Origin of the sequence: Bradyrhizobium sp. cir1, assembly GCF_014198245.1 — a bacterium.
GTDB lineage: Bacteria > Pseudomonadota > Alphaproteobacteria > Rhizobiales > Xanthobacteraceae > Bradyrhizobium.
Map to the genome: position 1 here is coordinate 276,275 of NZ_JACIHE010000002.1, position 13,357 is coordinate 289,631.

A 13,357-nucleotide genomic window follows, 5' to 3' on the forward strand; every position below is an offset into this window, starting at 1 on the left:
AGTCCTCTGGCACGACGAGCTTGGTCCAAGTTGGGAACAACTATTTCCTCAATCCTGCGGCAGGCGGAACAGGGCCTGAGCTTATGTTTTCGAGCGCACCGGTCACGGTCGGCATGTGGATGGACTGGTCGCCGATCGGGGCGGAGCAGACTGGCAACGGCTACGAAGTGGCTTGGAAGAATGCGAGTACGGGCCAGTACAATGTCTGGAGCACCGACTCGAACGGCAATTACGGCGCGAACCTGCTGAGCTTCGTCTCTGGGACGAGCACCGCTCTCGAATCATACGAGGGCGTGTTTCACCAGGATCTCAATGGTGATGGTGTTATTGGCATTCCGATCGTTACCATCGAGTCGATGGGCTCGACTAGCTTAGCGCAGGTAGGAAACAACTACTTCTTGAATCCTGTGGCGGGTGGAACGGGACCCGAGCTCAAGTTTTTGAGCGCACCAGTCACGGACGGTATATGGACGGGTTGGGAGCCGATCGGAGCGGAGCAGACAGAGGCTGGCTACGTTCTTGCTTGGAAGAATGCTAACACGGCTCAATACAATGTTTGGAGCGCCGACACCAATGGCAATTACATAACTAACCTGCTGAGCTTTGTCTCTGGAACGAGCACGTCGCTGATATCCTACGAGGGCGTGCTTCACCAAGACATCAATGCTGACGGTGCTATAGGCGCACCGAGTCTCACGGGTGCTCCATCAGGCAAGGTTACTGAGTCCTTTGTGTTTGGCTCTGTTCTTGACGGCGTTAACGATCTCGATCATGGGGCCTGGGATGCTCGTCTTGTCAGATATCTACTTGATGCCTACGTCAACGGCGCGCACGCCGGTTCGTTAAACTTGACTGACCTGGCGCTGCAGGCAGAAGCGCCACTCGATCACAACCTCGCTGAACTATCGGATGGACACTACATAATCCGGTGACTTCTTGGATATCGCTGGGCAAGCCAGCAAATCGCAACTTGCCTACGAATCAGTGCTGGTGCGAGGGGCGCTCGGCTTCATCTGTTATTGAGGGACCTGCCCGCCAAACTGAATAACGAGCTGCGGCGCGAGCTTGTTATAAACATCAATAATCGCCTCTCCGACTATTTTAGACGATAGCCTTTGCACGACCATCTCGCGGGCTGTCCGGCCGCAGCGACTGCGGAGCTGTGGGGAAAGCGCCAGGCTTAGAAGCGCGTCTGCCAATGCTTCGGCGTCTTCGATGGGCACCAAAAGACCGGACTCATTTTGAACGACGATCTCTCGGCATCCGGGAGCATTTGTGGCTACCATTGCCCGACCGCAGGCAGCTGCCTCTAATAGGCTAACCGGCAGGCCCTCCCGGTGCGACGGCAGCACTGCAACATGACAACGGGTCCAGAGCGCGACGATATCGTCTAGGTGTCCAAGCCAAGTAATCCCTGGACGTCGGTTCCACTCTTCAACTTCCTCGATAGGGATGGATGCGGGGTTGGCTGGGTCAGGCTTCCCGGCAATCAGGAGCCGAAAATCATGACCTTGGTCCCGCAGCATCTTATGAGCAGAAACCAAAGCACGAATTCCCTTGTCTGATAGTAACCGTCCGGCAAATCCGAAGGTGATGGGACCTTCCGGCTCAGGCAAAGGTTGAAAGTGATCTGTATCAACCCCGGATCCGGGAATTTGGAGAACTCGCTCTTGATTCACTCCTAGTGCTACAAGATCCCTTTGGTCGTCCGGATTTTCAACGAGTACTACGCTGGTGTTACGGTTGAGCAGTGCAGGCAGAACTAGACGAATAGGCGCTCTTAAAATTCGACCCTTCCAGGTGCTCGAGGTGAAGATGTATCCCAAGCCCGTTATCGCGTTTACCTGCGATACCCTGCGATACCTCATCGCGAGCGAACCGTAGACGCAAGACTGCAAGCTTGCGCAGTGGATGATGTCAGGCTTTACATAGCTTTCGAGGCGCCGCAGCGCCATGATCGTACGTATTCCAGAAAAGGGGGATAGACCACGACGGAACGGAATTTCATGAAGAGTGAAGTTTTCGCTTTCGATCACCTGCCTTAGGCCGCTAATCCGTGTTGCTACGTGAACTTCGAACCCGGCGGCCCTAGCCGCGCGGGCCATGGGCAATCGATGCAGAAAAGCAAAATCTACATTCGCGACATATAGGATGCGTCGCTTACTTGTGCTGCGAAAGTCCATATCGATCAACGAGAGATGCTTACCGGCAGTACTTAGCGATGCGGGCCGCTGGAGGAGCGTGTGGTGGCCATTTTGTCTCGTCGGTCATAGGACTCCGTTTCGTTTTCGGGGGTTCTATTCTGTCGTCAACGATCTTCTCTTTGTCGATGGCGACCCACCCAGAATGGAAATTGACGAAAGCGTCGTACACTCAAGTACACTTGTCGCGCTAGGGCAATTCTGAGCCGAATGTTTTAACCGGTATAATGGTCCTACGTTGTGGGCTGACGGGCTGACGTCTTAATCCAGCCGCGACATGCTCTAGGTCCGAACGAGGCAATAAATGCTCCTCTCGGGCACAAGCGTTTACAATGGATGAGTTCCGCTGCGCGTCTACCTCGGAAGCTCTTTTAGTCTACGTATTGAAGCTCTGAAAGCGTTCATGACATGAACATAGTTCTTGACGTTCATCGCGTGAACGCTGTAAGAGCCTCTGGTGAGGATGGAAGCGCGGGGTGAACCATTTTGCTAAATGCGCAACATGAGAATGAGCGCATCGTTCTTGGGCTGTTGAGTTCGGTGGAAAGCGATGGCGAGCGCTCGCAGCGCCACATCGCAGCGGAGCTTGGGATCGCGCTCGGCCTCGTCAACGCCTATCTCAAGCGCTGCGTCAAGAAGGGGTTGGTCAAGGTCAGTGACGCGCCTGCCCGCCGCTATGCTTATTACCTTACGCCGCAGGGCTTTGCCGAGAAGTCTCGCCTCACCGTGCAATACCTTTCCAATTCATTCTCCTTCTTCCGGCTCGCCAAGACCGACTGCGCGCGTGTGTTCGAGCAGGCCAAAGGATGTGGCTTTTCTCGGGTTGTGCTCGCCGGACAGTCGGATCTGGCCGAAGTGGCCATCCTCTGCGCGGTCGAGACCGGCGTTGCGGTTGTCGCGGTGGTTGATCCCGCAAGCGAGGTTACACGCTTTGTCGGCGTCAATGTCTGTAGGTCCTATGATGAGGTGACGGAAGCATTCGACGCAGTCATCGTCACTGATGTTCTGCATGCAGGCACCTGCTACGAAATGGCTGCGGCGGTGCACGGCAACGAGCGCGTGCTTGCGCCGAGATTGCTCGGGTTGCGCGATCTGAGCGGGCGCGCTGAGGGTGCGGCATGAGCGCGACAATGGATATGCGCTGGTACGTGGTGCAAACCCAGGTAAACGGCGAGGGCAGGGCCGCGCACAATCTGCTTCAGCAAGGCTATCATATCTATCTGCCGCGCTATCTGAAGCGTCGGAGGCATGCGCGCAAGGTCGACTTCGTAGCGAAGCCCCTGTTTCCGCGCTACATGTTTGTCGCCGTCGACACAGTGGGGCAGCGCTGGCAGACGATACAGTCGACGCGCGGCGTCTCGCATCTTGTTTGTAAAGGAGACGAGCCGGCCGTGGTGCCGGATGGCGTGCTCGGCGAGCTAAAGGCGCGCGAGGACGAGCGCGGTTTTGTCAGATTGAGCGCCGGCCCTTCCTTCGCGCGAGGAGACAAGGTGCGGGTGCTCGCAGGCTCATTCATGAATAGTGCCGGGCTGTTCGATGGAATGGGTGATCACGATAGGGTCGCCATTTTGCTCGATATGCTCGGTCGCATGGTTCGCGTGCATCTCGACGTGGATCTGGTTGCCGCCGCCTAAGTGCGGCCTTTCGCGCGGCGCATGTCAAGCGCGCCGCGCTTGTGTGTTCGCTCCCTTCGGGAGGCTCCTGGTGGACCGTGTTTCACCCGGAGTGCGGTAGCATGGGAACTTTTAGCGAATGGCAATTCTGGTAACGGGAGGCGCGGGCTATGTCGGTAGCCATGTCGTGCAAGGGCTTGTTGATCAGAAGCAGAGCGTGATCGTGCTTGACAATCTATCCTCGGGTTTCCGGAAGGCGGTGGCGGAGCAGGCGACGTTTGTTTTTGGAGACGTCGGTGACGGCGAGCTGGTGTCGAGGCTGATCGGCGAACACAGTATTGACACGATCATGCATTTTGCCGCCTCGACCGTCGTGCCCGAGTCGATCGCTAAGCCCCTCGCGTACTATGCCAACAATACGGTTAAGTCGTTGGCGCTGATCCATGCGGCGATCAGCTGTGGCGTCAGACATTTCGTGTTCTCCTCCACCGCCGCCGTCTACGGCAATCCCGCCAATCAATTGGTCACTGAGGATGCTGCGCCGCAGCCGATGTCGCCCTATGCCACCTCGAAGCTGATGACCGAGACGATGCTGCGCGATGCCGCAGCTTCCAGCGGCCTGACCCACGTTACGTTGCGCTACTTCAACGTCGCCGGGGCCGACCCTCAGCTGCGAACGGGACAATCGACGCGCACTCCTACCCATCTAATCAAGGTCGCGGCGCAGGCCGCGCTCGGCATTCGCAACGGTATGGAGATTTTCGGTACCGATTATCCTACGCCGGATGGGACTTGTATCCGCGACTACATCCACGTCTGCGATCTCGTTAGTGCTCACCTTAAGGCGCTCGCCTATCTGCGTCGCGGCGGCGCAAGCGTGACGCTCAATTGCGGTTACGGGCATGGCTATTCGGTACGTGAAATCATTGCGGCGGTCCGGCGCGTCTCGGGCCGTGATTTCACCGCAATGCCGCGCGAGAGGCGCGCCGGGGATCCGGCTGCCATCTTCGCCGACAGTCGGCGGCTGCAACGAGTGTTGTCATGGTCGCCCGCCTATGACGATCTTGAAATTATCGTAGGGCATGCGCTCGCCTGGGAGCGGAAGCTAAACTTCGAATGGAACCTATGAGAGTCATGATCATCGGGCCGCATGATCGCGCATCATTCTATGTATCACGGAATCGGCTGCCCTCGGCTGGCAACTGGCGCCAGCATTCCCCATCACAATTTAACGGCGCGATCCGGAGCCGAATATGACGATCGTCCTGACGCCCGTTGAAGAAGGGATTCGTGATATCAGCGATACCGAATTGAGCCTGCGCTCGCTGGAAATCAGTGCCGCCGAAGATCTGTGGCTCGGACTTTTCAGGCGAGAGTTATGGGGGCGGCTCGGCTGGCTTGATGTCAAAAGGCGATATCGGCGGACGACGATTGGTCCGTTTTGGACATCGATTACGCTTGCGATCTACACCTTCAGTGTAGGCTTCGTCGGCGCGGCTCTCTGGCACCAGGACATCTTCGAATACTTGCCGTTTCTGGTCAGCGGTATGGTCGTTTGGATGCTGGTTTCATCCATCGCGATGGAATCGTGCAACATGTTTATCGCGGGACAAGCGCTGTTCCGGAACATCAGGTTCGAATACTCGATCCTCGCCTATGCGCTGGTCTGGCGAAACGTCCTTGTGCTCCTCCACAATTTCGTCGTTTACTTCCTTGTCGTCGTGGCGCTGAAGCCGTCACTTCTCAGCTTCACGCTCCTGCTGGTATTCCCTGGCCTAGCGCTCGTCATCTTGAACGCAGTTTGGATCTCGCTGTTTCTTGGGCTGGTCTGCCTGCGCTTCCGCGACGTGCCGCAACTGGTGTCTAGCGCCATACAGATATCGATGCTGATCACGCCATTGTTCTGGCCGGCCGGTACCGTGACGGGGATGCGGCGAATCCTATTCGTGGAATCGAATCCTCTTTATCACGTACTCGATGTGGTTCGCGCGCCGCTGGTCGGCAGAGTGCCGGGCGCGATTAGCTATGCCGTCATGATCATCATGTGCATCGGTGGTTGGTGGCTGACCTACGCGATGTTCAAGCGGTTCCGCAGGCGCATCGCCTATTGGAGTTGAGAAAAGTGGCGACCGTCATTCTCGAAAATGTGAACGCGCATTTCCCGATTTATGGAGCTCAGCAGCAGAGTCTGCGCAAGGCATTGTTTCAGCGCGCCACTGGCGGCTCGATCGAGCGCGAGGGCAAGAACAATGATCGGATCACCGTCAAGGCCCTGAGCGACATCTCGCTCACGCTGCGTGATGGTGACCGTGTCGGCTTGGTTGGTCACAACGGAGCTGGCAAGTCGACACTGCTCAAGCTAATGGCCGGCATCTATCCACCGGTCTCCGGCACGGTCAGAATCGAAGGACGCGTCACGCCACTGTTCGATGCTATGCCCGGGCTCGACGGCGAGGACACCGGCTACGAGAATATCATCACGTCCGGGATGCTGATCGGGATGACGCGCCGAGAGATCGAGGCGAAAATTCCCGAGATTGAGGAGTTCTGCGAGCTAGGCGAGTATCTCAGTCTCCCGGTACGCACCTACTCGACGGGCATGACAATGCGCCTGGGCTTCGCGCTGGTGACCTCGCTTGATCCCGGTGTGATCCTGATGGATGAAGGCTTCGGTACCGGCGATCTCCGCTTCACCGAGCGTGCGGAGGCGCGCATGAAGGAGTTCATCGGACGAAGCCCCATCATGGTCCTGGCAAGCCACTCAGACAAGATTATCAGGACGATGTGCAACAAGGCTGTTCTGATGGAGGCCGGCAGGATCGTTGCCTTCGGTCCTGCGGACGAGATCTGCGATCAGTATTACGAAAGCGTACACGCGGCGGCCGCGGCGGCCGAGCGTGCAAGGCAGATGGAACGGGCTGCCGCGGTCGCACGGGTCGCAGCGGCCGCAGATGCGGCAGATGAGATCGCAGGGACTCAGGCATCCGAGAGTGTCTTGGGTGTTGACCATTATGGGATGTATCCCAGATCGTCATTGAATTTTCCCTTGGAAGCGCTCAGGCCCGGCGATGATGTTGCGAGACTTCATAGCGCGCAATTGCTGGTGGATCATCTCGACAACCTTGAGACCATTGACAGGAACGAACTGATCAGCGTCGAAATGAAATTTGAGGTGATGAAGCCCGGCCACACTATGATGCCGAATTTCCACGTGTTCCTGGGGGACCAATACGTGTTCGTGAGTTCGCCACCGCAAACTGCTGAGCTGGAGCCCGGTATCTATACCACCAAAATGTCGATCCCACGGGGATTTCTCAATGTCGGGTTCTTCGTCATCGGAGTAGCGCTTACCTCTGTCAATCCGCAGAGAATTCATTTCTACATTCAGCAAGCCCTGCGATTTAGCATTACGGAAAGGGCGTTCGAAGGGATCCCTGGACCGGTGAGGCCGTCAATGGGATGGGACGTCACCCGTGCCTGAGCTATGTGGAGCAGTCCGGTGATTTTCCACGAACTCAGTCTCGCTGGGGCGTACCGCATCGAGCCACAATGGATCACCGATCAACGGGGCGGCTTCGCGCGACGGTTCTGCGCCGAAGCCTTCCACGCTCGTGGACTTGAATCAGACTTCGTCCAGAGGTCCATCTCCTCGAACAAACGTGCAGGAACCCTGCGCGGCATGCACTTCCAGGCTGCTCCGAATCTAGAAACCAAGCTCGTGCGGTGCACGCGCGGAGCGATGTTCGACGTGATGGTCGACTTGCGTCGGGATTCCGCAAGTTTCGGTCAATGGTATGGTGAAACCCTGACTCCCGATGACGGCATCATCCTCTATATTCCGAAGGGCTTTGCGCACGGCTTCCAGGTTTTGGTCGACGATACGGATGTAGATTACGAGATTACGCCGGCTTACGTGCCTGGTGCCGAAAGGGGCTTCCGCTTCGATGACCCCACGTTGACCATCGACTGGCCGCTCGCGGACATTATCATCTCGGAACGGGATCGCGCGCTGCCGCCATCGTTTCTCGAAGTATCACTTGGGTGAATTGCATGGCAGATCAAGTTGCAGCAGCTTTGTCGAAACAGTCCCGTATTCTATACACTAAACCGTCCATTACGGAGCTTGAAACACGCTATGCGGCAGATGCTGCGGCCAACGGCTGGGGCGAGCGCTGCTATGACTATATCAATCGCTTCGAGGCCGCCTTCAGGGATCATCTCGGCGTGTCCCATGCAATCGCGACGTCAAGCTGTACCGGCGCGCTGCACATGGGAATGGCGGCGCTCGACATCGGTCCGGGCGACGAGGTCATCATGGCCGATACCAACTGGATCGCCTCGGCGGCGCCAATCACCCATCTCGGCGCGACGCCCGTCTTTGTCGATATTCGTCCCGACAGTTGGTGCATCGATCCCGATCTGGTGGAGGCTGCGGTCACACCGCGGACAAAGGCTATTCTTGCGGTTCACTTGTACGGCAATCTGTGCGACATGGACCGCTTGTTGGCGATCGGAGAGCGGCATGGCATTCCGGTGATCGAGGATGCCGCGGAGGCGATCGGTTCTGAGTATTTCGACAAACGTGCCGGAAGCATGGGCCGCTTCGGAGCCTTCTCGTTTCATGGCACCAAGACCGTCACCACGGGCGAGGGCGGGATGTTCGTGACGAACGATCCCTCCCTTTACGAACGCGTGCTGACGCTCTCGAACCACGGCCGATCGCGAAGGCAGCGCAAGCAATTCTGGCCGGACGAGGTTGGCTTCAAATACAAGATGTCCAACATCCAGGCGGCTCTCGGCTGTGCGCAAATGGATCGGGTTGCCGATTTGATCGGCCGCAAGCGGCAGATCTTCCACTATTACCGCGACCGCTTGCGCGATCTGTCGGGGGTTCGAATGAACCCGGAACCAAGCAACATCGTCAACGGCGCCTGGATGCCGACGGTCGTCTTCGACGAATCAACCGGCGTGTCGCGCGAAAATCTCGCTGCCGCGTTCTCAGCCGATAACATCGATGCCCGGGTATTTTTCTATCCGCTATCGGGATTGCCGATGTTCGATGCCGTGCCGGGCAACCGGCATGCGTGGTCGATCCCCGAACGCGCGATCAATCTGCCCAGCTATCACGATATGACGCAGGAAGAGCAGGATCGAGTGATTGCCGTGGTGCGCCGAGTACTCTTGGACAATTGACGCTGCAATGAAGCTTCTCCTGCTTGCGGACGGTCACATCGGCTTCGAGGCCGCTCGCTGGCTGCTTGGAAATTATCGGGACGATGTCGGGCTAGTGGTGACGACGGCTGACAATGAGATCGCCGCGATGGCGCATGGCGCCGGCGTGCAGTCGCTCATCTTTCACTCGTCCGGCCAGATCTCGGATTTGGCCGCAAGCGAGCACCTGTCTTTCGACCTCGGCATCCTGGCGTGGTGGCCAAAGATCATCCGGCCGCCATTGCTCGGCCTTCCTCGCCGAGGGTTCGTCAACACCCATCCGAGCCTGCTGCCCTACGGCCGAGGCAAACACTACAATTTCTGGTCGATTGTCGATCGGGTGCCCTTCGGGGTGACCCTACATATGGTCGATGAAGGGGTCGATACCGGCGATATCGTCGCCCAGGCCGAGCTTCCCTATGACTGGGAGGATACCGGCGAATCGCTCTATCGACGGGCGAGGGAAGCGATGCTGAAGCTGTTTCAGGAGACCTATCCGAGACTTCGCAGCCTCGACTTCGAGACCCGGCCGCAGCATCCCGGAGCCGGGACCTTTCACCGCGCCTCCGAACTCGAGCCGGGCAGTGTGATCGACATCGAGGGGACGTATTTGGCGCGCGATCTGCTGAATTTGCTACGCGCACGCACCTTTTCAGGCTATCCCGGCTGTTCGTTCTCGGACGGCGGTGACCTGTACGAGGTTCGCGTTGAGATCAAGAGGAAGCCGCGATGAGTGAGTATGAAAAATTCAGGCGCGAATGCGCGACCGAGATCGCGCAGATGGGCGATGATGGCGAACTCGCTCTTGCCACGCGCGCCTGGATGGACCGCGCCAATCGCGCGAAATACTCCTACCATTTCGAATGGATGGGCCGTCCAATCATCCAATATCCTCAGGATATACTCGCTGTTCAGGAGATCATCTGGTCGGTAAAGCCTGACCTCATCATCGAGACCGGCATCGCGCACGGAGGATCGCTGATCTTCTCCGCTTCGATGCTGGAATTGAATGCGATTTCCGGCGGTCCGAAGGATGCTGAAGTGCTGGGAATCGATATCGACATCCGTGCACACAACCGCGCCGCGGTCGAAGCGCATCCGATGGCCCGGCGCATCTCCATGATCGAGGGCTCCAGTGTTGCTCCGGAGGTGATTGCCGCGGTCAGGGCCAAGGCTGCCGGCAAGCGTAGCGTTCTCGTCATGCTGGACAGCAACCACACCCACGATCACGTCATCGCCGAACTGGATGCCTTTGCTCATTTGGCCACCGTCGGGAGCTACTGCATCGTGTTCGACACCGTGATCGAGGATATGCCGGCTGACGCTTTCGCGGATCGTCCTTGGGGGCGGGGCAACAATGCCAAGACTGCCGTATTCGAGTTCCTCGAGCAGCACCCGGAATTCGAGATCGACAAGAGCATTCAGAACAAGCTGTTGGTCACGGTAGCGCCGGACGGTTACCTCAAGCGTGGCAGGTAGGGGTTCGGGTAGCCGAATGTCTGAGCCGCTCGTCATCATCGGAATACCGACGTTCAACCGACCGGAGGGGTTGAGGCGGACGCTGGGTGACCTTTGCGCGCAGACCTATCGTCACATCGAGATCGTCGTTTCGGACAACGCGTCTCCAGGCTCGGCTGTTCGAGACGTCGTCGACGAATTCGCCGCGAACGACGCGCGGGTCAGCTACCACCGGCATCCGGAAAATGTCGGAGCCATGCGTAATTTTTCGTCCCTGGTGCTCAAGGCGCGCGGCGAGTTCTTCATGTGGGCTGCGGATGATGATCGGTGGGAGCCGTTCTTTGTCGAGCGCTGCGTCCAACGGCTCGTGGCAGATCCCGGGCTCGCCGTGTGCCAGATGGAAGCTCAATACGAAGTCGACGGGAAAACCTTGTTCCCTTTCTTTTTCGAGGGCTCGCCGTTCAATAGCTATTCCTCACGCTCGCCATTCGATCGCGTGAAACATCTGCTGCGTCACGTCTACGGCAATCTGGTCTACGGCGTATTCAGGCGGGAAGCACTGTTTCACGAGGGCAAGCCGATTACCGAGTGGATTGGCCGGACGCTCAACGAGATTCCGATGCAAATTTTACTGGCATCGTGGGGAAATATTCGGGTTATTCCGGAAATTGGCCTCTACAAGTCGGCGCCGCGAACCGTTTGCGAGCAGGCGCGATGGGAGCAGGTCGGCGGCTGGCTTCCGAATTGGCGCGGCTGGTGGAATTATCTCACGGATTGCCGATCACTGCACCAGTATCACGAGATGGTCATGCATGAGAATTTCGCGGCAATCGACGCCCTCGGGCTCGATTCCCGGGCGACCGGACAGTTACGTACCTTCGCCGCGTATTGTCTGTTAAAGCACGAATTTCTCCTGGCATTGCGGTGGAAGCCTGTCGGCCCGGAAGCACCGCAGCCCACCGCAGCGAATCCAGTTGCACAGAGTTGATCCCTAGATGAGCGACCGCGTACCTCGTGTTTCGGTTGGTCTGCCGACCTACAATCGACCCGAACTTCTTGCGCTGGTGCTCGATACCTTCCAGCGGCAGACATTCGCCGATTTCGAGCTCATCATTTCCGACAACGCCTCGACCAACCCCGAGGTGCGGCAGGTATGCGAACGCTACGCCGGTGCGGATCTGCGCTTCCGGTACGTGCGTCAGCCGATCAACCGGGGCGCCGAGAGTAATTTCTGGTTCGTCTACGACCAGGCGCGAGCGCCTTTGTTTCTCTGGGCGGCCGATGACGATTTGTGGCCGGCCGACTTCCTGGAAAGAGGTGTCGCCGCGCTTGATCGGAATCCGCGTGCCTCGGCCTGGTTTTGCCAGGTTGTCAACATCAACATGAACGGCGATGTCGTCCGGACCTATCCGAGCTTCAAACGATTCCAGTCGAGCGCGTTCAAATTCCTCGATTTGGCGCGATTTCTCTGGGAGCCCGAAATCATGGGTAAGGCGAACCTGATCTATTCGATCTTCCGGCGCCAGGAGCTGGCGCGGGTGATCGATCTGTTTCGTGATCGCCCGTCGACCTGGGGCAACGACATGAACCTGGTCTATGGCTATTTGTGTCGCTCCAACCTGGTCGTCGACGCTGAACTGGTGCTGCAGAAGCGCGTCCCAACGGATATCGTCGATTCAGTGGTCAGCCCGCGCTCGCAGATCTATCCGCGGGAGGAGCGCTCGATCTATTTCGAGAACTATCGCCGCGCAGCGGAGGGCAGCAATTATCGGCCGCTGACGGTGGCCGTACTGACCGTCAGGTCTGCGTACGACTATGTCGCATCGGGCAGAGCCGCATGGGACTACGAACATTCGGAGTTCAAGCGCGATCTCGATGAACGGAAGAACGATTTTGAGAAGTGGAAAACGACAAGGTCGCAAGAGCTCCAGACGTGGAAGGCCCACGCTTCTGGCTTTATCGCACGGAATGTCGCCAGAACCACCGGGCTTTTCGCGCGAAATCTTGCGCGAGCCTCCCGACTTCTCACCCGGAATCTCGCACGAATTAGAGCACGAATCCCTGGATTAGGGGGCGGCAGGTAGGGAGTCATGAAATGAAAGCAGTCATTCTCGCAGGTGGCATGGGTACGCGAATATCCGAGGAATCATTGGTGCGCCCGAAGCCGATGATCGAAATCGGCGGGCGGCCAATCCTCTGGCACATCATGAAGCTCTACGCTCATCATGGGATCACGGATTTTGTGATCTGCCTCGGCTATAAGGGGTACATGATCAAGGAATACTTCATGAACTTCGTGCTGCATCATTCCGATGTCACCATCGATGCTACGAAGAACAGCGTCACCTACCATCAAAGCAGCGTCGAGCCTTGGCGGATCACGCTGGTGGATACGGGCGAGACCACGCTGACGGGCGGCCGGCTCAAGCGTGTGCGCAATTATCTCGATCCGCGGGAGCCGTTCTGCTTCACTTACGGCGATGGGCTGTCCGATATCGATATTGCCGCCAGCATCAAGTTTCACCGCAGCCATGGCAAACAGGCGACCGTGACGGCAGTGCGACCGCCGGGCCGCTATGGTGCGCTGGAAATCGATGACTCTACGGTGAAATCCTTCGTCGAGAAGCCACCCGGCGACAACGCCTACATCAACGGGGGCTTCTTCGTGCTCAATCCAGCGGTGATCGACCGGATCGAGGGCGACAAGACATCCTGGGAATCGACTCCGTTGGAGGCGTTGGCACGCGATGCGCAGCTCGCCGCCTACCGGCACTACGGTTTCTGGCAGCCGATGGACACGCTGCGCGACAAGATGATGCTCGAGGAACTCTGGCAGTCTGGTCGCGCACCTTGGCGGCATTGGGGCTAGACGCG

At 57.9% G+C, this 13,357-nt stretch carries 13 protein-coding genes and 1 pseudogene; 13 read left to right on the forward strand and 1 reads right to left on the reverse strand.

Annotation, left to right across the window (positions count from 1 at the left end; genetic code table 11):
- A pseudogene (locus GGD63_RS05775) lies at positions 1–932 on the forward strand (hypothetical protein); the annotation flags it as partial.
- An 84-nt stretch (positions 933–1,016) separates the two neighbouring features.
- On the opposite strand, the gene GGD63_RS05780 reads toward GGD63_RS05775, so the two are convergent.
- On the reverse strand, positions 1,017–2,183 hold the full coding sequence (locus GGD63_RS05780; RefSeq protein WP_183240746.1) for a glycosyltransferase family 4 protein: 1,167 nt from the start codon (positions 2,181–2,183) through the stop codon (positions 1,017–1,019).
- 504 nt (positions 2,184–2,687) lie between these two features.
- Here GGD63_RS05780 and GGD63_RS05785 point away from each other — a divergent pair.
- The 12 genes from GGD63_RS05785 to rfbF all read left to right on the forward strand — a co-directional run bounded on the left by GGD63_RS05785 (position 2,688) and on the right by rfbF (position 13,352).
- Positions 2,688–3,323 (forward strand): winged helix-turn-helix transcriptional regulator, encoded by a 636-nt coding sequence (locus GGD63_RS05785; RefSeq protein ID WP_210315655.1) that lies wholly within the window; start codon positions 2,688–2,690, stop codon positions 3,321–3,323.
- Positions 3,324–3,331: 8 nt separating this feature from the next.
- Positions 3,332–3,835: a transcription termination/antitermination protein NusG gene (locus GGD63_RS05790; RefSeq protein ID WP_246785370.1), complete on the forward strand. Its 504-nt coding sequence runs from the start codon at positions 3,332–3,334 to the stop codon at positions 3,833–3,835.
- A gap of 118 nt (positions 3,836–3,953) precedes the next feature.
- Positions 3,954–4,943, forward strand: coding sequence for a UDP-glucose 4-epimerase GalE (gene galE / locus GGD63_RS05795; RefSeq protein ID WP_183239934.1), 990 nt, complete (start codon positions 3,954–3,956; stop codon positions 4,941–4,943).
- 124 nt (positions 4,944–5,067) lie between these two features.
- A complete protein-coding gene (locus tag GGD63_RS05800) occupies positions 5,068–5,931 on the forward strand; it encodes an ABC transporter permease (protein ID WP_183239935.1) in 864 nt (287 codons plus the stop codon).
- Positions 5,932–5,936: 5 nt separating this feature from the next.
- Positions 5,937–7,295 carry an ABC transporter ATP-binding protein gene (locus tag GGD63_RS05805; RefSeq protein ID WP_183239936.1) on the forward strand — a complete coding sequence of 453 codons (1,359 nt, stop codon included), beginning with the start codon at positions 5,937–5,939 and terminating at the stop codon, positions 7,293–7,295.
- Positions 7,296–7,313: 18 nt separating this feature from the next.
- Positions 7,314–7,859: a dTDP-4-dehydrorhamnose 3,5-epimerase gene (rfbC, locus tag GGD63_RS05810; RefSeq protein WP_183239937.1), complete on the forward strand. Its 546-nt coding sequence runs from the start codon at positions 7,314–7,316 to the stop codon at positions 7,857–7,859.
- Positions 7,860–7,864: 5 nt separating this feature from the next.
- Positions 7,865–9,007, forward strand: a complete 1,143-nt coding sequence (locus GGD63_RS05815) for a DegT/DnrJ/EryC1/StrS aminotransferase family protein (RefSeq protein ID WP_183239938.1) — start codon at positions 7,865–7,867, stop codon at positions 9,005–9,007.
- The gene (locus GGD63_RS05820; RefSeq protein WP_210315657.1) at positions 8,973–9,758 is read left to right on the forward strand and encodes a formyltransferase family protein; all 786 of its coding nucleotides are present in this window, start codon (positions 8,973–8,975) and stop codon (positions 9,756–9,758) included. Before GGD63_RS05815 ends, GGD63_RS05820 begins: the two co-directional genes overlap by 35 nt.
- Positions 9,755–10,504: a cephalosporin hydroxylase family protein gene (locus GGD63_RS05825; RefSeq protein ID WP_183239939.1), complete on the forward strand. Its 750-nt coding sequence runs from the start codon at positions 9,755–9,757 to the stop codon at positions 10,502–10,504. The genes GGD63_RS05820 and GGD63_RS05825 overlap by 4 nt, the downstream gene beginning before the upstream one ends.
- 16 nt (positions 10,505–10,520) lie before the next feature.
- On the forward strand, positions 10,521–11,471 hold the full coding sequence (locus GGD63_RS05830) for a glycosyltransferase family 2 protein (RefSeq protein WP_183239940.1): 951 nt from the start codon (positions 10,521–10,523) through the stop codon (positions 11,469–11,471).
- A 7-nt stretch (positions 11,472–11,478) separates the two neighbouring features.
- A complete protein-coding gene (locus tag GGD63_RS05835; protein ID WP_183239941.1) occupies positions 11,479–12,567 on the forward strand; it encodes a glycosyltransferase family 2 protein in 1,089 nt (362 codons plus the stop codon).
- Positions 12,568–12,578: 11 nt separating this feature from the next.
- Entirely contained in the window at positions 12,579–13,352 is a 774-nt protein-coding gene (gene rfbF, locus GGD63_RS05840; protein ID WP_183239942.1) for a glucose-1-phosphate cytidylyltransferase, read from the forward strand.
- Positions 13,353–13,357 lie beyond the last annotated feature (5 nt).